Source organism: Citrobacter sp. Cpo065, from assembly GCF_030332805.1.
Lineage (GTDB): Bacteria > Pseudomonadota > Gammaproteobacteria > Enterobacterales > Enterobacteriaceae > Citrobacter > Citrobacter portucalensis.
The window spans coordinates 90069-107890 of the sequence record NZ_JAOWHC010000033.1 but is presented as its reverse complement, the minus strand read 5'-3'; the positions used below and the strand labels follow the sequence as shown (position 1 = coordinate 107890).

The 17822-nt window shown below is 53.2% G+C and carries 19 protein-coding genes and 1 riboswitch; of the genes, 12 read left to right on the top strand and 7 right to left on the bottom strand.

The features are described from left to right. Positions 1-12 precede the first annotated feature (12 nt). Genes OGY68_RS15900 through pduA form a run of 7 tightly spaced genes read right to left on the bottom strand, consistent with a single transcriptional unit; the run spans position 13 to position 6195 of the window. On the bottom strand, positions 13-363 hold the full coding sequence (locus OGY68_RS15900; protein WP_003834139.1) for a glycerol dehydratase reactivase beta/small subunit family protein: 351 nt from the start codon (positions 361-363) through the stop codon (positions 13-15). Then, entirely contained in the window at positions 353-2185 is a 1833-nt protein-coding gene (locus OGY68_RS15895; protein ID WP_057067511.1) for a diol dehydratase reactivase subunit alpha, read from the bottom strand. Before OGY68_RS15895 ends, OGY68_RS15900 begins: the two co-directional genes overlap by 11 nt. 15 nt (positions 2186-2200) lie before the next feature. Beyond that, the gene (gene pduE, locus OGY68_RS15890) at positions 2201-2719 is read right to left on the bottom strand and encodes a propanediol dehydratase small subunit PduE (RefSeq protein WP_003030243.1); all 519 of its coding nucleotides are present in this window, start codon (positions 2717-2719) and stop codon (positions 2201-2203) included. 14 nt (positions 2720-2733) lie between these two features. Then, the gene (gene pduD, locus OGY68_RS15885; RefSeq protein WP_003834131.1) at positions 2734-3408 is read right to left on the bottom strand and encodes a propanediol dehydratase medium subunit PduD; all 675 of its coding nucleotides are present in this window, start codon (positions 3406-3408) and stop codon (positions 2734-2736) included. A gap of 10 nt (positions 3409-3418) precedes the next feature. Next, positions 3419-5083, bottom strand: coding sequence for a propanediol dehydratase large subunit PduC (gene pduC / locus OGY68_RS15880; RefSeq protein WP_003030249.1), 1665 nt, complete (start codon positions 5081-5083; stop codon positions 3419-3421). 18 nt (positions 5084-5101) lie between these two features. After that, on the bottom strand, positions 5102-5914 hold the full coding sequence (gene pduB, locus OGY68_RS15875) for a propanediol utilization microcompartment protein PduB (protein ID WP_003834129.1): 813 nt from the start codon (positions 5912-5914) through the stop codon (positions 5102-5104). Further along, positions 5914-6195: a propanediol utilization microcompartment protein PduA gene (gene pduA, locus OGY68_RS15870; protein ID WP_003030255.1), complete on the bottom strand. Its 282-nt coding sequence runs from the start codon at positions 6193-6195 to the stop codon at positions 5914-5916. Before pduA ends, pduB begins: the two co-directional genes overlap by 1 nt. Before the next feature lie 525 nt (positions 6196-6720). On the opposite strand from pduA, the gene pduF reads away from it, so the two are divergent. The 12 genes from pduF (at position 6721) to OGY68_RS15810 (ending at position 17819) form a co-directional block, all read left to right on the top strand. Then, a complete protein-coding gene (pduF, locus tag OGY68_RS15865; RefSeq protein WP_003030258.1) occupies positions 6721-7530 on the top strand; it encodes a propanediol diffusion facilitator PduF in 810 nt (269 codons plus the stop codon). A gap of 203 nt (positions 7531-7733) precedes the next feature. Next, positions 7734-8645 carry a transcriptional regulator PocR gene (gene pocR, locus OGY68_RS15860; protein WP_003834122.1) on the top strand — a complete coding sequence of 304 codons (912 nt, stop codon included), beginning with the start codon at positions 7734-7736 and terminating at the stop codon, positions 8643-8645. A 332-nt stretch (positions 8646-8977) separates the two neighbouring features. After that, positions 8978-9152, top strand: a riboswitch (cobalamin riboswitch). Positions 9153-9240: 88 nt separating this feature from the next. Then, a complete protein-coding gene (locus OGY68_RS15855; RefSeq protein ID WP_286617247.1) occupies positions 9241-10620 on the top strand; it encodes a cobyrinic acid a,c-diamide synthase CobB in 1380 nt (459 codons plus the stop codon). Beyond that, entirely contained in the window at positions 10617-11576 is a 960-nt protein-coding gene (gene cbiB / locus OGY68_RS15850; protein ID WP_008785141.1) for an adenosylcobinamide-phosphate synthase CbiB, read from the top strand. Before OGY68_RS15855 ends, cbiB begins: the two co-directional genes overlap by 4 nt. A gap of 10 nt (positions 11577-11586) precedes the next feature. Beyond that, the gene (locus OGY68_RS15845; RefSeq protein ID WP_008785140.1) at positions 11587-12219 is read left to right on the top strand and encodes a cobalt-precorrin-8 methylmutase; all 633 of its coding nucleotides are present in this window, start codon (positions 11587-11589) and stop codon (positions 12217-12219) included. Then, positions 12216-13352 carry a cobalt-precorrin-5B (C(1))-methyltransferase CbiD gene (gene cbiD, locus OGY68_RS15840; protein ID WP_032943892.1) on the top strand — a complete coding sequence of 379 codons (1137 nt, stop codon included), beginning with the start codon at positions 12216-12218 and terminating at the stop codon, positions 13350-13352. Before OGY68_RS15845 ends, cbiD begins: the two co-directional genes overlap by 4 nt. After that, positions 13346-13951, top strand: coding sequence for a cobalt-precorrin-7 (C(5))-methyltransferase (locus OGY68_RS15835; RefSeq protein WP_008785139.1), 606 nt, complete (start codon positions 13346-13348; stop codon positions 13949-13951). Before cbiD ends, OGY68_RS15835 begins: the two co-directional genes overlap by 7 nt. Next, on the top strand, positions 13941-14510 hold the full coding sequence (locus OGY68_RS15830) for a decarboxylating cobalt-precorrin-6B (C(15))-methyltransferase (RefSeq protein ID WP_057067536.1): 570 nt from the start codon (positions 13941-13943) through the stop codon (positions 14508-14510). Before OGY68_RS15835 ends, OGY68_RS15830 begins: the two co-directional genes overlap by 11 nt. Then, positions 14503-15276, top strand: a complete 774-nt coding sequence (locus tag OGY68_RS15825) for a cobalt-precorrin-4 methyltransferase (RefSeq protein WP_286617245.1) — start codon at positions 14503-14505, stop codon at positions 15274-15276. Before OGY68_RS15830 ends, OGY68_RS15825 begins: the two co-directional genes overlap by 8 nt. Further along, on the top strand, positions 15257-16312 hold the full coding sequence (gene cbiG, locus OGY68_RS15820) for a cobalt-precorrin 5A hydrolase (RefSeq protein WP_003834107.1): 1056 nt from the start codon (positions 15257-15259) through the stop codon (positions 16310-16312). The genes OGY68_RS15825 and cbiG overlap by 20 nt, the downstream gene beginning before the upstream one ends. Continuing rightward, complete coding sequence (locus OGY68_RS15815) at positions 16312-17037, top strand: precorrin-3B C(17)-methyltransferase (protein WP_003030278.1); 726 nt, start codon at positions 16312-16314, stop codon at positions 17035-17037. The genes cbiG and OGY68_RS15815 overlap by 1 nt, the downstream gene beginning before the upstream one ends. After that, entirely contained in the window at positions 17034-17819 is a 786-nt protein-coding gene (locus tag OGY68_RS15810; protein WP_008785136.1) for a cobalt-precorrin-6A reductase, read from the top strand. Before OGY68_RS15815 ends, OGY68_RS15810 begins: the two co-directional genes overlap by 4 nt. The last annotated feature ends 3 nt before the right edge of the window (positions 17820-17822 follow it).

Genomic DNA, 17822 nt, shown 5'->3' with positions numbered 1-17822 from the left:
TTCTCCTGTGGGTTATGAGTGGCATTCCCGGAACGGAATGCCTTTAACCAGCCGCGCAGCGTTGTTACCAATGCTGCGGCGATCGTGGCTATTTTGTTGATACGTCAGCGTAAAAAGTGGTGCTGATGTGGGTAAGTTTTTGTAGTGCACGACCAGTTTTTCGCGGCTACAGCCAATACCGACCAGCAATGGAGACTGGCAGGCGGCCAACCATGCGTTGTGGATAACGTCAGTTGAGCTACTCTCCTGAATTACAAAGGGGATCCCTTCTTCTTCAATACCCAGCAGTACGTCATTCCAGACGTCAGCACAGTCAGCACTGGTAAAGATAACGATGGCTGGGGTGGTGAGATTACTTTCCATGAGCGAATGCCTTATGCCAGGAGAGAATCAGTCCTGTCGCAACCGCATTGCGCGGACCTTCGGTACCACGAATGTTGCCGCGCCCGGCAACCAGTCGATAATGCGCCAGAGCATCGGTGACCAGCTGTGGAACTTCAAAATCCAGAGATGAGCCGCCAACCAGCACCACAAAGGGAATATCCCGAATGTTCCCGGTCGGACTGACCTGACGTAGCGCTCTGAGTGCGTTAGTAACGAAAACGCGCTCCTTGGCGCTGCGACGAATGGCCCGTACTTTCTCCAGCGCCAGTTCACCAGGCAGTGGCACCAGTTCATCGGGTTTCACTACGCACACGCGCGCAAAAACCGTTGGTGGGAGAGGCGTAGGGAAGAACTGAACGCTGCCGTCTTCGTGGCGAAGGTGGAACAAGCTCTCAACTTTCGCCAACGGATACTTTTTAATCTCTTCAGCGAGATAACGGTCATCCAGACCCAGTTCACGGGCAATGATCATCGTGACCATATCGCCTGCGCCTGCCAGGTGCGTGGCAATAATTTCGCCCTTAGGATTGATGATAGAAGCGTCGGTTGAACCCGCGCCGAGATCCAGAATAGCCAGTGGTCGTGTTGTGCCCGGAGTTGTTAAGGCTCCCAGAATGGCAGCTTCGGCTTCGGCCCCGCCAACCTGGACGTCAATGTTGAACTTTTGCTTGATCTCCTGGGCAATCATCGCCATTTGCAGGCGGTCTGATTTCACCATGGAGGCTATGCCGACAGCCTGCTCCAGCGAGAACTCACCGGCAAGTCCACCCGTCACACTGACGGGAACCGAGGTATCGACCGCCAGCAGGTCCTGAATAAAAATTTCATGACTGGGTTTGTTGGTTAATTCAGCCATCGTCTGGCGCACATGCTCCAGCATGCCGCCAATATTGGTGCCAGCTTCTCCGGTAACGTTATCCAGTTTCGGGCATTCACCAACCGCTTTCATAATCGCTTCGGCGCCCGCGGCAACGTCGACCCGTACGGTACGACCCTGAGACTGTAGCTCCAGATTTCCGGCAGGAATCGCTCGCGCTTTCACATCACCTGACGGCGTTTTCACCACCACGGCTGAACGGTTGCCGATCAGCGCCCGTGCCATCGGAACAATGTTTTTAGTCTCATCGGCATTGAGGCCAAAGACAGTTGCAATGCCGTAGGGGTTAGAAAGGGTTTCAATGACCTTTCCTGGTACAGCGACCTCAATGGCAGCCAGCATCCCCAACGGGATACGGTCGATATGAAGGACTTCATCGACGATGGGCAGGGGATGAGTCAGACGATTACTGACCAACACTCCGTCGTCCTGCTGCAAAATAACGCCAGTCAACTGGTATCCAGCACGGACGGAGGCATTAATCATCGTAGCGACATCGGCGAAATCAAATGCCGATGACACCACCAGAATATAGGGCGTATCCGCCGGGCGACTGAGAAGGTCTTCCGGCGTAATAGTGACGCCCACGCCTAACCCGACGCCGCCCGGTGTTTTAGGGTTATGGCCGATCATGGTGGATTCAGTGATGATGGTTTCGGTTATTGTTTCCATCGCCACGTCGCCAATGACCGGGGTGGCTTCGTTAATACGGATGAGCGAAATATCGCTGACATTGATACTGGCGTTTTTTGCCGCCAGCGTAAGGGCCTCCTGAATGCCAAACACATTACGTAATGTGCCCTTAATTCCGGTGGTTTCTGCCAGCGCGCTGCCGGTGATGCTCAGCACGCCAGACTCATCCAGAGTAGCCAGAGCGACCTCCGTTGATGAGTTGCCTATGTCAATGCCAGCTATATATCGCATGATCCTTTCCCTGAGTTAGTCGTCGCCTTTGAGTTTTTTACGCTCAACGTACAGCGCTGCCGCTTCACGAACGAAAGCTGCACAGATTTTTGCCTGATAACGATTTTCGAGATCGTCGGCGATAGCCATCAGCTCATCTTTTGTTGAGCGGTACGGGCGCAGCGCGTTGTAGATCTCAAGAATGCGATCGTCAGGAACAGCGGTTAGCTCGGCTGCACGCTCGAAGTTCATCGCCAGCCTGTCACGTCCGGCATCTTTGGCGATTTCCGCCTGCAGGCGCAGTGTTTCAGGGGTGATGCGCATGTCCTGCGCGGTCACTTTGTTGCTCAGAACATTTTCAAGCGTGAAGTCGTCCAGCGTTTTGTTGGTCGCAGTTTTTACCCACTCAGGATGTTTATTCGCGAGAGGGTAATCCGTGACTTTCGCGGTATGTGCTGATGAACTCGCCGCGGGCGGAGTCGCAGACTCGCCTTGCAGGCTGTTCATCCGGCTCAACACATCCCGAACCATCGATTCAATTGCGTCGGTATTCATGGAGGTATCCTTTATCAAAGCGCCACGCGCAGTTCCTGCGGGTTTTTGCCTGTCACAACGTATTTGGTCTCTTTAATGTGCAGAATGGCTGATTTCGCCTGGTACTTAGGACGGGCCATCTGGTCATTCAGAGTAGGGACCGGTTGCGGAGATTCACGCTTGGCATAACGCGCGGCGTTTTTACCGATCTGACGATAGGTTTCCAGCGTCAGAAGCGGTGCCTGAGGGAACAGCTCCAGGTTTGAAAGCGGCGGTAACCCCTGCTGGTGGATAACCGTGGTACCTTTTGACTGGATGCCGATAGAGATCCCGGAACCGCTCAGACGGTTCCCCTCAACGGCGACAAACGCCACATCGGAGGATTTAAAGCAGCGGATAACGCGCGCTTTAATGCCTTCTTCTTCAATACCGGCAATCACTTCGCGCAAGATATTCTTATGCGGGATACCTACGATATTGACGGTTTGCGAGAGCCCGAACGCCGGCCCTACGGCAATAATCACTTCGTCCTGTTGCTGGCCTTGTTTGGCTTCACCAATCTCGGTCAGAAAGCTGTCTCCCTGTGTCGCCGCAGCCTGAGGTGCGCTTGCCGCTGTAGATGCGCGGAAAGAGACGGGTTTGTCGCTGGTCTGCATTTCAGACAACACATCTTCAATTATCTGGCGCAGTAGTTTTTCATTAATTTCCATTTTTCACCCCTTAGCCAAGCTCGTTGGGATCAAGTGCGCCAGGGATGTTTTTGATTTCTTCCCAGCGTTCGCCCTGCAGGCGATAACCTGTTGCCGGACCGGCGTAGTCGTTAACATCATTGACAGCGGATAGCACCTGTCCGTCGCCAACGATAATGGCGGAGGTATGCAGGTAATCCCCGGTTAACTTGGCTTTCTGGATGTTGAGCATGTCCTGAGCGACATCGGTAAATCCGCCCTGAGCAAGGGCTTTCACCACTTCCAGACCGTTACGGTTTTTATTGATGATCTCTTGTGCAAACTTGATGTCTTCAACGATGTTACGTTCCGGCATATCTTTCGAACCGTGGGCGTAGGTCGCAGCTTCCACTTCTTCATCAGTGATTGGTGGTAATCCCATCCCGGCAAAGACGGCCTGCAGCGCACGTGCCGCTTTGTTACGAATGGCGATAACATCTTCTTCGCGAACCGGGCGCAGACCACCGTCTACTTTCAGGTCACGCTGGAGAACGTTGTAGTCGTCAAAATCTTCAGCATCTTCGTTCGAACCCGCAAACATGTTGTCGTAGTTCGGCACCGCGGAATAACCAGAAGAAATGAAGTCAGTACCCGGCAGGAACTGCATCAGCAGGCGCGCAGTACGACGCATATCCGAGTGGGTAAAGGTTTGGTCGTTGCTGGAGGCGCATTCCAGATCCAGAGAGGAACAAATCAGGTTTTCAGCCAACACTGCACGAATGCCTGACGGCACGGCGGAAGGGACACCGATGCAGCTTACTGAACCGTTTTGCAGGCCCTGTACACCCGCAGCTTTGGTGATGTAAATGCAGCGGGCTTCCAGATAAAGCATTGATTTGCCTTCGGCGTAACCCATTTGAACTTCTGAGCCAGAGCCGGAGGTAAAGCGCATTTTCAGACCACGGGAAGCATAGGACGAGGCGAGGAAGCCTTTCGACCATGGCGTGTCATCGCCGTCGGTAAAGACGGGTTCAGTACCATAGACGGAGATGGTTTCCGCGTAGCAGGTGTGGCCTAGCATGCCGAGTTTAAGTTCGGTAGCTTCTTCCAGCGAGCACTGGGTTAATACGCCCGGGCGTCCAACCTGTGAGCCGACTAACAGCGCAATGGCGTTAAATGGCGCATAACGTGCAACGGCAACGGTTGTTTCCTGTTCGTCAAACCCGCGCCATGCGCCTTCAGCGGCATCAGCGGCAATCTGCACCGGGTTATCTTTGACGTTAGTGACGTGCGCTTGTTGAGAGGGTGTACGACGAGCACGCATTTTCTGCATCGCCATCATCATCTCAACGACGTTCATATGGGACACCACTTCGACAATTTTTGCCGGCGTCATTGCGGTGGTCAGCGGCACAATGTCTTTGCGCTTCACGTTAGGGTCGCAAAGCATATTGGCCAGTTTGACCGAGTCCATCGCCATGACCTCTTCAGCGCGCGCCAGGTTAATGCCATAGCGGGCAATGAAATGGTCGATTAAGTCAAATTCACTGGCGGATTTACCGTCCAGTTCAGTGACTGTACCGTTGACGATTTTAATCGACGGTTTGGGGTCGTTCGGGCTTTCCATCGCAATGAAGCCTTCTTCGATCCACTCCTTAACGAAACCATCCTGATTCACAGGGCGCTTCGCCAGTGCTTCAAATCTTTTCGATCTCATGAATCAGCCTCACTGATATCAGATGTAGGACGGACGATCGTTTTTCGGCTCTGAGCCGAGGGTCCCGAGTACGGTTTTACCGATTTCACGAGCGGAGATAACGGCCTGACGAACAGCGCCAGAGTCACCCGAAATAACCAGAATGGCTTCGTTACTGAAGCTGGTGCCATGGGCAGGGGAGCTGTAGGCCACAACTTCCACGTTGGCGGATTTCAGGGCCGTATCGGCCATCAGGACACCAACGGATGCTGGCGCGCCGACGATAACGCCACAGGCACGGCCAATCGGTGCGCCAAAGGCTTTTTCCAGCGCGTAGCTGGCGCGTGCGGTGTACTGCATTTCGATGTGCCCGGCTTCGTTGGCATAAACATCGCCAAAGGTGCGATCCAGTTCTTTCAGTGCGACTTCAATGCCGCGTTTCACGTCGGAAACATCGTTGCCGCCAAGAATAATCAGCGAACCATGACCTGCGCCGCCTTTGGTATCACGTGGTAACTCAATACTGACGACTTCAGTATTGGTGGCTTTTACCGCTTCATCGGCGGCCATGATGTGCGGGCCTGCGCCAGTACGGGCGCCAAGGATGCCAATGGAGCGATACCGTTTTTCAAGTTTCATCGCGTCCAGTAGGGCGCTGTCTACGTTGGCGATTACCAGACCGACGGTGTCGCCAATCGCGGTACCGACAAACTCCGTTAAACTGCAGCTTTTCTCTGCCATAGCCGTTTCTCGTGTTGGAGGATTATTTTCAGGGATAGCCTGCTGTTCCGGCGTTGCCACGCGAGCAATCACCTGCGCCATGATCTGTTCAACCAGCTCATTGCTGCTCATTAGCTAATTCCCTTCGGTAAGATTTTTTCTACATCGGTATGCGGGCGTGGGATGACGTGTACGGCTTTCACTTCTCCCACATTACGGGCTGCGGCGGCACCTGCATCTGTTGCTGCTTTGACTGCGCCGACATCGCCACGGACAATGACTGTTACCAGCCCCGAACCAATTTTTTCGTAGCCGACCAGCATTACATTGGCTGACTTCACCATTGCATCTGCGGCCTCTATGGCTGCAGTTAAGCCTTTGGTTTCTACCATTCCTAACGCTTCTTGTTGCATAAAGACCTCGCCTGGGTTGTCCCGATTTTCATGACTATAAAAAGAAGCGAGGAAAAAGAATGGCTGAGTTGAAAGTAAGAGTGAAAAAATAGTGGGGTTATGGTGAGATAAAATTGCTATATGTCATCATAACAATTTGTTTTTGTTGGTTATTTTTAGTTTTGGTAATGTGACTATTTGGTTATGTTAATTCCATATTTACACTTTTCCGAGTGACAGTTTAAATATCATTTGCTATGCGAGAAAAATGAAATTGTGATGATCGTTTGAAAATGGAATTCTGCTGTTCGCAATATTTTATTATTTTGAAAATGTACTTTTAATAGGGTAAATCCTCGTTTTACCGCCTGCTTTAATAAAGGTGATAGCAAGAATTTGCTATCACAACACGATTTTTAAGGGCATGTCGCTTGCAGATTGCCAACAATTTGCCGATACAGATTTTTATAGTAAGCCTTGAAGTAATCTTCCTGCCAGCAAGGAGTCCGCTGGTAAAGACACGAACTCTGCTTAGAAGGTGTCACAATGAACGATTCACTAAGAGCGCAATGTATTGCTGAGTTTTTAGGTACCGGACTATTTTTGTTTTTTGGTATTGGGTGCCTGAGCGCCCTGAAGGTCGCGGGTGCCAGTTTGGGATTGTGGGAGATCTGCATCATATGGGGCTTGGGGATCTCGCTTGCAGTTTACCTGACAGCCGGGATTTCTGGGGCCCATCTCAATCCCGCTATTACCATCGCACTTTGGTTGTTTGCCTGTTTTCCGGGTCGTAAGGTACTACCTTATTCTGTCGCTCAGATAGCGGGGGCCTTTGGTGGCGCTATGCTGGCCTATTTGTTGTACGGCAGCTTATTTATTGAGTATGAATCAGCCCATCAAATGGTACGCGGTAGTCTGGAAAGCCTGCAACTTGCCAGCATTTTTAGTACGTATCCTGCCGCCGCACTGAGTGTCTGGCAGGCCGCACTGGTCGAAGTGGTGATTACCTCCATTCTGATGGGGATGATTATGGCGCTAACGGATGACGGTAACGGTGTTCCCAAAGGCCCGTTAGCACCACTGCTGATTGGTATTCTGGTTGCTGTTATCGGCGCATCAACCGGTCCACTTACCGGTTTTGCGATGAACCCGGCACGTGATTTTGGTCCTAAATTGTTTGCCTGGATGGCCGGGTGGGGTGATGTTGCGATGACCGGGGGGCGCGATATCCCTTATTTCATCGTGCCGATTGTGGCACCCATCATCGGCGCCTGTGCGGGCGCAGCAATTTATCGTTATTTTATTGGCAAAAATTTACCGTGTAATTCGTGTAAGTTGGAGGAAAACGAGAGCTAGCTTCACGAAAGATGTTTATTATTGAAAGGTAAAAACTGTTTTCGTGATCCGGTTTCCTGAACGGCTTAAAAAGTCTCCCAACAATGGGAGACTTTTGTTATGTTCAATGCTGACTTTCATCAGAGCGCTGGATCGCGAGATGAAAATGAATGTGTGAATAATATGTTTTATTTATAACAATAAATTAACTGAGAGGTTTTATCATGATTTCTGCGAGTGCCCTGAACTCAGAACTCATTAATAAAATCGCACAGGATTTTGCACAGGCCACCAGTCTGGCTGTTGTGGTTGTCAATATTCACGGTGATGAAATTTCTGAGCTTTTTAATTTCACTCCTTTTTGCCAGTTGATGCGCCAGCATCCTCAGCATAGTACGCGTTGTCGTATGAGCGACCGCTGTGGAGGGTTGGAAGCCTCTAAATCCGATCAACCCTGTATTTATCGCTGCCATGCCGGGCTTACCGATTTCTCAATTCCGCTGGTCATCGCGGGACACCTGGTAGGGTTCGTGCTTTGTGGACAAGTACGCTTAAGTAACGATGTAGGCCTCGTTGATATTCTGAACGTCGATGACCGCTGGCAAGCCGATCCAGAGCTGGTAAACGAGTTCCGTAATGTACCTGAAATGGACTATTCTCGCGTCATTGCTTCAGCGGATTTACTCAAGCTCATCGTCGAAAATTGCCTTAAGAAACAACTTAATTTTGTTGTTATCAAAGATAACCCGCAGCAGTCAGAGCCGGTACGCGCTAACCGTAGTACCAACCCTCATGACAGTAAAATGAAAAAAGCCCTGCGCTATATTGATGCACATTTATCAGACGATCTACGTCTGGAAGATGTTGCCTCTCATGTTTTCCTTAGCCCGTACTATTTCAGCAAATTGTTCAAAAAATATCAGGGTATTGGTTTTAACGCATGGGTAAACCAGCAAAGAATGGCCAGTGCCAAAGAGCTGCTTTGTCACAGTGACTGGAGCATAGCCAGCATTGCGCGTAATTTAGGCTTTTCGCAAACAAGTTATTTTTGCAAAGTTTTCCGCCAGACCTATCAGGTTACGCCGCAGGCATTTCGCCAGCAAATAAATGTCATTTCACGTGGTGAATCCGCTTAAATAGCAATATTTTGCTATTGCCGATTTTTGATATCGGGCGCTATGTTAGTCATTATAAAATGAAATGTGACAACAGCAGTCAATAAATTGTCATAGCGCAACAAAATAATGGTATTAGAGGGATAAACTGCACCAGTTTTTATTTTTGTGATGAGATACAGTGTCTGTGTGAATGACTTTCTTTATTCTTAGCTGATACTTTCATTCAAAAAGTGAACGTATGAATAAGTGGGTTAAGGCCAGAAAATTGGCTGAATGAACTCGGAAAGATATTAAATTGAATTATTGTCATGAGGTCGTGAATTTACCTCATAACAGAGAGCTTAATTAACCAGGCTCTTGAACTGACAGGTTTGCCACATTTGTGGTAGGGAAGGGGGTGAGAATCCCCCGCAGCCCCCGCTGCTGTGATGCTGACGACCCCGTATGGACCACTGATCGCAAGATTGGGAAGGACGGGTGAGGATGACGCTAAGCCAGAAGACCTGCCTGTCAGTGACTACCAACAACTTCGGTGGGAAGTGGGTGGTTCAGATGCATACAGTCGAGAGACTGGGTATCTCTACACCCCTACCACCCTGAACAGGATCAGGGTATGGCGGCCAATTTTCACGCATTTGTTCTTGCAGGTACCGGAAGCGGCTGTGGTAAAACCACGGTGACGCTGGGCTTGTTGAGCTTGTTGAAAAAACGCGGTTTGCGCGTCCAACCTTGCAAAGTGGGTCCTGATTACCTTGATACCGGCTGGCATACAGCGGTATGCGGTACCGCTTCCCGCAATCTTGATAGCTTCATGCTTCCCGTCCCCACGCTGAACGCTCTATTCAACGAGCAGATGCAACATGCGGATATCGCCGTTATTGAAGGTGTGATGGGGCTGTATGACGGCTATGGTACCGACCCAAACTACTGCAGCACCGCCGCGATGGCTAAACAGTTAGGCTGTCCGGTCATCTTACTGGTTGATGGCAAAGCCGTTTCCACTTCAATCGCCGCAACGGTAATGGGTTTTCAGCATTTTGATCCCACCCTGAACATCGCCGGGGTTATTGTTAATCGGGTTAACAGCGAAACGCATTACCAGTTACTGAAAGTCGCAATCGAACGTTACTGCGATGTACCCGTCTTGGGCTACGTACCCCGTATGGAGGGCGTTGCCCTTCCCGAACGTCATCTGGGTTTAGTAACCGCACGTGAGTCGGTTATCAATCAGCAACCGTGGCAGGCTTTTGCCGCGACGCTGGAGCAAACCCTTGATATCGACGCGCTGCTGACACTAAGCCAGTCAACCAATCTTCCTGCTGGCGAATGGCCCGCGCTTCCTGCCGCAGACGCCGGAGCAGGGCTAACGGTTGCAGTTGCCGATGACGAAGCCTTCAACTTCTACTACCCGGACAACATTACGCTGCTGGAACGTACGGGGCTTAAAGTTGTCCGTTTTAGCCCGTTGCACGACACCTGTTTACCGGACTGTCAGATGATCTGGTTAGGTGGCGGATATCCTGAGCTACACGCTGCGGCGCTGGCTCGCAATGTCTCGATGCTGAATCAACTGCGAGAGGCACATCAACGTGGCGTCGCGATTTATGCAGAGTGCGGCGGGCTGATGTATCTCGGCAGTTCGCTTGAGGACAGCAACGGCGATACCTGGCTGATGGCGGATATCATTCCCGGCCACAGCAAAATGGGGAAACGTCTGGCCCGATTTGGCTACTGCGAAGCGCAGGCCGCGCAGCAAACATTGTTAGCTGCAGAAGGCGAAGTGCTGCGCGGACATGAATTCCACTACTCCGATTTTACTCCTGAAACGCCAGCGGTAATGAACTGTCGCAAAGTGCGCGATGGTAAAACGCTGCAAGCCTGGTCCGGCGGCTGGCAGGTCGGAAACACCTTCGCCAGCTATCTACACGTTCATTTTGCTCAACGTCCGCAGATGCTTAACCATTGGCTGGCAGCCGCGAGGTGTGCGCTATGACGATCCTTGCATGGTGTGTTGCCTGGCTGATTGATTTTATCATCGGCGATCCGCAGAACTGGCCGCATCCGGTGCGCTGGATTGGCAATCTGATTTCTGCCGTGCAGCGAGTTATTCGGCGTTATTGCCATAGCGACCGTGCGCTGCGCATCGGCGGCGCGGTGATGTGGATTGTGGTAGTTGGTCTGACCTGGGCGGTGTCCTGGGGCGTGCTGGCACTGGCAGAATCTATTCATCCCTGGTTGGGTTGGGTGGTAGAGGTATGGATGATCTTTACCGTGCTGGCCGGGCGCTGCCTGGCAAAGGCCGCGCAGGATGTCGAACGTCCTCTACGTGCCGGTGACCTTGCTCAGAGTCGGGAAAAACTATCGTGGATTGTGGGGCGTGATACCTCACAGCTGCAACCGCAGCAGATCAATCGCGCGGTGGTGGAAACCGTGGCTGAAAACACCGTAGACGGCATTATCGCGCCGTTGTTCTTTCTCCTCCTCGGCGGTGCGCCCCTGGCGATGGCCTACAAAGCGGTAAACACCCTTGACTCCATGGTGGGCTACAAACATGAAAAATACCGCGCTATTGGTATGGTCAGCGCGCGTCTGGACGATGTCGCGAACTTTATTCCTGCAAGACTGAGCTGGCTGTTGCTGGGCGTGGCTGCATTTTTATGTCGTAAAGACGGCTCGCGAGCTTTACAGATTGGCTGGCGCGATCGCTACAACCACAGCAGCCCAAACTGTGCATGGTCAGAGGCATCCGTAGCCGGGGCATTAGGCATTCGGCTGGGTGGTCCTAATGACTACTTTGGCGAGCGCGTTGAGAAACCGTGGATCGGTGATGCTCAACGTGACATTTCGGTAGACGACATTTCCCATACGATTCGACTGATGTGGGTGGCATCGACGCTGGCACTGGCGCTGTTTATTGCGCTGCGGTGGCTGTGGGTCGGTGTAGCCTGAGGACAACATAATGCAATACATCCAGCAACCCCAGGCGATTGAAGCCAAAAGTTTCGACATTATTGGCGAGATCATCCGTGAAACCCGTCCGGACTATCAGTTTGCCAGTCCGTTACATGAAGCCATTATCAAGCGGGTTATTCACACGACGGCAGATTTCGACTGGCTGGACATTCTGTGGTTTTCCAGTGATGTGCTGGAGCAGTTTTGTGCTGCGCTTAGCCGTTCGAGCGTGATTTATACCGATACCACGATGGCGCTTTCCGGGATCAATAAAACGCTGCTGGCAAAATTCGGCGGTGAATGCCGCTGCTACATCAGCGACCCGCGGGTTGTGCGTACGGCAAAAGAGCAGGGTATTACCCGGTCCATGGCGGCAGTCGACATTGCGGTGAAGGAAGAGGGGGAAAAGCTGTTTGTCTTTGGCAACGCGCCGACTGCGCTGTTCCGCCTGCTTGAGCATGATGTTGCCGTCAGCGGTGTGGTGGGTGTACCGGTCGGGTTCGTTGGTGCTGAAGAGTCGAAAGATGCCCTGACCCAAAGCAATTTGCCCGCCATTGCAGCGTTAGGCCGCAAAGGGGGAAGCAATGTCGCCGCCGCTATCGTCAACGCCATGCTTTATCACATGCAGGGGGCGCGATGAGCGAGGCCTTCGATACGCCGGTGTGGCACAACGGTAAAGCGCTGCGTAAAGGATATACCACGGGATCGTGCGCCACGGCGGCAGCAAAAGTTGCCGCGTTGATGGTATTGCGCCAACACCTCATCCATCAGGTTTCCATCGTGACGCCTTCCGGGGTGACGCTGTGCCTGAACGTGGAGTCACCGCATATCGAAGGGCAGCAGGCAATAGCGGCCATCCGCAAAGACGGTGGAGATGATGTGGACGCCACCCATGGCATGCTGATTTTTGCCCGCGTGACGTTAGACGATAGCGGCGTGATTGCCTTACAGGGCGGTGAAGGGGTCGGTACGGTAACCCGCAAGGGGATTGGCCTGCCGGTGGGCAGTTCGGCGATTAACCGTACACCTCGCCAGACCATTGAATCAGCTGTCCGCGAAGCGATTGGCCCAAATCGTGGGGCGCAGATTGAAATCTTCGCGCCAGAAGGCGAAGAACGGGCGCAAAAAACCTACAACTCTCGCCTTGGCATTCTTGGCGGCATTTCGATTATCGGCACAACGGGTATTGTCACGCCGATGTCAGAAGAGAGCTGGAAGCGTTCGCTGTCGCTTGAGCTGGAAATTAAGCGGGCGGCAGGGCTGGAGCGTGTTGTACTGGTGCCGGGAAACCACGGCGAGCGTTTTGTGCGCGAGCAAATGGGTATCGACACCCAGGTGGTGGTCACCATGAGCAACTTTGTCGGTTACATGATTGAAGAAGCTGTACGTCTGGGGTTCCGGCAAATCGTGCTGGTGGGGCACCCCGGTAAGCTCGTCAAAATCGCGGCGGGGATCTTCCATACCCATAGCCATATTGCCGATGCCCGCATGGAAACGCTGGTGGCTCACCTCGCGCTACTTGGCGCACCGCTGGAACTGCTGACGTTAGTCAGTGAGTGCGATACCACCGAAGCGGCGATGGAACATATCGAGGCGTACGGTTTCCAGCACATTTATGACCATCTGGCTCAGCGCATTTGTATGCGTGTCCTGCAAACATTGCGCTTTACCAAAAATCCCCCGACCTGCGATGCCATCATGTTTTCTTTTGATAATCAGGTCCTTGGAAGTAATCGGCCGGTCGCAGAGATTGCTGAGGAGATGCAATGTTAACCGTTGTAGGGATGGGCCCCGCCGGTTTGCATTTGATGACGCCTGCGGCACGAGAAGCGGTCGCGACGGCGGATGTTCTGGTCGGTGGAAAGCGGCATTTGCAGCAATTCCCGGATTTTACCGGTGAACAGTTTGCTCTTGGCGCCAATATCCCGGAACTCCTGAGCTGGATTAGCGCGCACCAGGAGAAGCACGTTGTGGTACTGGCGTCTGGCGATCCCCTGTTTTACGGCATCGGGACGCGCATGGTGGCGCATTTTGGTATTGAGAATGTGCGGATTATTCCCGGCATTAGTGCGGTGCAGTACCTGTGCGCGCAGTCCGGTATTGATATGAACGATATGTGGCTGACCAGTAGCCATGGCCGCAGCGTCTGTTTTGATGAGCTGGCGCGACATAACAAGGTGGCGATGGTGACTGATGCGCTGTGTGGCCCGCGTGAAATCGCGCAGCAGCTCATTGCCCGAGGCAAGGGGCATCGCTGGATGGTGATTGGCGAAAACCTGGCGATGGAAAACGAACAGATCCATTTCCTGCCTGTGCGTGAAGTTAACGCTGACTATGACATGAATGCAGTGGTGATCCTTGATGAAAGATGAGCTGTTTCTGCGTGGAGAGAAAGTGCCGATGACCAAAGAAGCGGTACGCGCACTTGCCCTCTCAAAACTTGAATTACACCGCGCCAGTCACCTGATTGATATTGGTGCCGGAACCGGCAGCGTGTCGATAGATGCGGCGTTGCAATATCCCGGATTACGTGTAACGGCCATCGAACGTAACCCGGCGGCGCTCAGGTTGCTGGATGAAAACCGCCAGCATTTTGCCTGCGCAAATATCGATATTTTTCCCGGCGTTGCTCCCATGACCATCGCTGAAAAAGCCGATGCCATTTTTATGGGCGGCAGCGGAGGCCATCTGACCGAACTAATTGACTGGTCGATGCGCCAATTGCATCCCGCAGGGCGTCTGGTAATGACGTTTATCCTCCAGGAAAACCTCAACACCGCGCTGGCACATCTGGATCATCTTGGCGTACAGGGAGTGGATTGCCTGCAGCTACAGGTTTCCTCGCTTACCACGCTTGGCAATGGTCACTATTTTAAACCGAATAACCCCGTATTTGTTATCGCCTGTCAGAAGGAAGGAAACCATGTCTGAGATTTTTGATCCCCGTAGCGTGTGGTTTGTTGGCGCAGGTCCTGGCGATCGCGAGCTGATTACCCTCAAAGGTTACCGGTTGCTGCAGCAGGCGCAGGTTGTTATCTACGCCGGATCGCTGATTAACACTGAATTGCTGGAGTATTGCCCTGCCGGTGCTGAATGTCACGACAGTGCCGAACTGCATCTGGAGCAGATCCTTGATCTGATGGAGGCCGGAGTGAAAGCGGGCAAGACCGTTGTGCGCCTGCAAACCGGTGATGTCTCGTTGTACGGTTCCGTACGCGAGCAGGGTGAGGAGCTGACCAAACGCGGGATTGACTGGCAGGTGGTGCCCGGCGTCAGCGCGTTCCTCGGCGCGGCGGCGGAGCTGGGCGTTGAGTATACCGTGCCCGAAGTTTCACAGAGCCTGATCATTACGCGCCTGGAAGGCCGCACCTCGGTACCAGAGCGTGAACAGCTGGAGTCTTTTGCCAGCCATCAGACATCAATGGCGATTTATCTTTCCGTCCAGCGTATTCATCGGGTGGCCGAGCGTCTTATTGAAGGCGGCTATCCGGCGACCACGCCCGTGGCGGTGATCTATAAAGCGACCTGGCCGGAAAGTCAGACTGTGCGCGGGACCCTGGCGGATATTGGCGACAAGGTTCGCGATGCGGGCATCCGTAAAACGGCCCTTATTCTGGTCGGTAATTTCCTGGGCTCGGAGTATCACTACTCCAAACTCTATGCGGCGGACTTTAGCCATGAATACCGTAAAGCCTGAGTCAATTGCGCTTTTTTGCCTGACTCCTGGCGGCGTTGTGCTGGCGAAACGCCTGGCAGCCATGCTGCCGGTTACCTGTTTTACCAGTGAAAAGCTGCTGGAGGAGGGGTTTATTCCCTTTGAAAACGGCTTTGCGAATACCGCCCGCGAAGCGTTTACGAATTATTCGGCGCTGATTTTTATCGGTGCGACCGGCATTGCGGTGCGCGTACTGGCCCCGCTGGTCAACGACAAATTCTGCGATCCGGCGGTGGTGGTCATTGATGAACGTGCCCAGCATGTCATCAGCCTGCTCTCCGGTCACGCGGGCGGTGCCAATGCGTTGGCGCGTTATCTGGCGGGCATGTTGGGCGCTGACCCGGTTATCACTACCGCGACGGATGTGAACGATATGGCGGCACTGGATACGCTGGCATTTCAACTGAATGCCCGGATGAGTGATTTCCGTTCGGCGGTGAAGATCGTGAACCAGATGCTGGTCAGCAATAAGCGGGTTGGTTTGTGGTGGGATGACGAACTGACGCAGGATGTCAGCCATTGCGACCGGCGCGGATTTATCACGGTTACCGATCTCAACCAGCTCCCTGAACTGGATGCGTTGGTGTGCATCACCTTACGCACCAATTTACCTGACCTGCCTGTTCCGCACTGGAAGTTGGTGCCACAGCGCGTTGTAGCCGGAATCGGCTGTCGCCGTGATACGCCGTTCCCTCTGCTGGCCGCGCTGCTTGCCCGGCAGCTCGAAGCCCAACAGCTCGATCCGTTGGCGCTAAAAGCGATTGGCAGCATCACGCTGAAAAAAGATGAACAGGGACTTATCCAACTGGCTTCGTGCTGCCGCGTTCCTTTCGAAACCTTTACCGCTGACGCGCTGCGTGAGCATGAGCACCGTTTTCCAGCCTCATCGTTTGTTCGCAAAACGGTGGGTACAGGAAGCGTTTCCGGTCCTGCAGCCTGGCTGTTGAGCCACGGAAAACTGTTAGGCGAGACCCTGCGAGAACAGGGCGTCACTATCACTTTGGGAGTTTCACACTGATGTTAAGCGTAATTGGAATTGGCCCTGGCTCGCAGGCAATGATGACCATGGAAGCCGTTGAAGCACTGCAGGCAGCGGAAATCATCGTTGGCTATAAAACCTACACCCATCTGGTAAAAGCGTTCACGGGTGACAAGCAGGTGATCAAAACCGGAATGTGCAAAGAGATTGAACGCTGCCAGGCGGCGATCGAACTGGCACAGGCGGGTCACAACGTGGCGCTGATCAGTAGCGGTGACGCGGGGATTTACGGTATGGCCGGGCTGGTGCTCGAACTGGTCAGCAAGCAAAAGCTGGATGTTGAGGTCAGGCTAATACCAGGCATGACCGCTAGTATTGCCGCGGCCTCTTTGCTGGGTGCGCCGCTGATGCACGACTTCTGCCACATCAGCTTAAGCGATCTGTTAACGCCGTGGCCGGTTATCGAAAAACGCATCGTTGCCGCCGGTGAGGCAGACTTTGTTATCTGTTTCTACAACCCGCGCAGTCGGGGTCGCGAAGGTCATCTGGCGCGCGCATTTGAGCTGCTTTCCGCCAGCAAAAGCGCACAAACGCCGGTTGGTATTGTGAAGTCTGCCGGACGTAAAAAGCAGGAAAAATGGTTAACCACGCTCGGTGAAATGGATTTCGAACCGGTTGATATGACCAGCCTTGTGATCGTGGGTAACAAAACAACCTATGTTCAGGACGGCCTGATGATCACGCCACGAGGTTATGTGCTGTGAATTACGGTGATGTGCTGGTCATGGGCGGTACGAGCGATGCGCGCATGCTGTGCCAGCAACTGGATGCGGCAAACGTGGCCTACACCTTGTCAGTTGCAACCCCAACAGGGAAACAACTGGCGGGAGACATCAAAGGCCAGGTGCGCTGCGGGCGTCTGGAGCGCGAACAAATGATTGCCTGGCTACAGGAAAATCGGACGCGCTGGGTGATCGATGCCTCGCATCCATACGCCGAGGTGGTGAGCCGCAACATCATGAGCGCCTGCGAAGCGGCGGGCGTACTGCTGAGCCGCTACCAGCGTCCTGAGCAGTTGAGTGGTTTAACTCACCCGCACCTGTATACCGTACAAAGCATTCAGCAAGCCTGTGAGTTGGCGCGACGCTTCGGCGATCGTGTGCTGCTGACGACCGGCAGTAAAGATCTGGCTATCTGGCGCGAAGGGTTGCCTGAAAAAACGCTGCTGGCGCGCGTTCTGCCTGTTCCTGAGGTCATTCAGCAATGCGCGGATCTGGGATTTGGCGTCGGTGAAATCTTCGCACTGTGCGGACCGTTTAGCGCCGAGTTCAACGCTGCGTTTTATCGCCAGTGCCAGGCTGATGTGGTGATCACCAAAGCATCTGGCGCTGAAGGTGGTTATCAGGAAAAGGTTCAACCCTGTCTGGATGCCGGAATCCCCTGCATCGTGATTACACGTCCGGCACCGTTGGTGACGGGAGAAGAGTTACTGGAAAGTCAGGCCGCCTTTGGGGCGCGTTTAACGCGCTGGCTGGCCACTGCTTAAGGA

Excerpts from the sequence above, each read along its gene's own strand:
- cbiD (WP_032943892.1), top strand. The coding sequence starts at position 12,216 with ATGAGCGAGGCCTTCGATACGCCGGTGTGGCACAACGGTAAAGCGCTG.
- pduD (WP_003834131.1), bottom strand. The coding sequence starts at position 3,408 with ATGGAAATTAATGAAAAACTACTGCGCCAGATAATTGAAGATGTGTTG.
- OGY68_RS15815 (WP_003030278.1), top strand. The coding sequence starts at position 16,312 with ATGTTAAGCGTAATTGGAATTGGCCCTGGCTCGCAGGCAATGATGACC.
- OGY68_RS15835 (WP_008785139.1), top strand. The coding sequence starts at position 13,346 with ATGTTAACCGTTGTAGGGATGGGCCCCGCCGGTTTGCATTTGATGACG.
- pocR (WP_003834122.1), top strand. The coding sequence starts at position 7,734 with ATGATTTCTGCGAGTGCCCTGAACTCAGAACTCATTAATAAAATCGCA.
- cbiG (WP_003834107.1), top strand. The coding sequence starts at position 15,257 with ATGAATACCGTAAAGCCTGAGTCAATTGCGCTTTTTTGCCTGACTCCT.
- pduB (WP_003834129.1), bottom strand. The coding sequence starts at position 5,914 with ATGAGCAGCAATGAGCTGGTTGAACAGATCATGGCGCAGGTGATTGCT.
- pduC (WP_003030249.1), bottom strand. The coding sequence starts at position 5,083 with ATGAGATCGAAAAGATTTGAAGCACTGGCGAAGCGCCCTGTGAATCAG.
- pduA (WP_003030255.1), bottom strand. The coding sequence starts at position 6,195 with ATGCAACAAGAAGCGTTAGGAATGGTAGAAACCAAAGGCTTAACTGCA.
- pduF (WP_003030258.1), top strand. The coding sequence starts at position 6,721 with ATGAACGATTCACTAAGAGCGCAATGTATTGCTGAGTTTTTAGGTACC.
- OGY68_RS15830 (WP_057067536.1), top strand. The coding sequence starts at position 13,941 with ATGAAAGATGAGCTGTTTCTGCGTGGAGAGAAAGTGCCGATGACCAAA.
- OGY68_RS15895 (WP_057067511.1), bottom strand. The coding sequence starts at position 2,185 with ATGCGATATATAGCTGGCATTGACATAGGCAACTCATCAACGGAGGTC.
- cbiB (WP_008785141.1), top strand. The coding sequence starts at position 10,617 with ATGACGATCCTTGCATGGTGTGTTGCCTGGCTGATTGATTTTATCATC.
- OGY68_RS15845 (WP_008785140.1), top strand. The coding sequence starts at position 11,587 with ATGCAATACATCCAGCAACCCCAGGCGATTGAAGCCAAAAGTTTCGAC.
- pduE (WP_003030243.1), bottom strand. The coding sequence starts at position 2,719 with ATGAATACCGACGCAATTGAATCGATGGTTCGGGATGTGTTGAGCCGG.
- OGY68_RS15900 (WP_003834139.1), bottom strand. The coding sequence starts at position 363 with ATGGAAAGTAATCTCACCACCCCAGCCATCGTTATCTTTACCAGTGCT.
- OGY68_RS15855 (WP_286617247.1), top strand. The coding sequence starts at position 9,241 with ATGGCGGCCAATTTTCACGCATTTGTTCTTGCAGGTACCGGAAGCGGC.
- OGY68_RS15825 (WP_286617245.1), top strand. The coding sequence starts at position 14,503 with ATGTCTGAGATTTTTGATCCCCGTAGCGTGTGGTTTGTTGGCGCAGGT.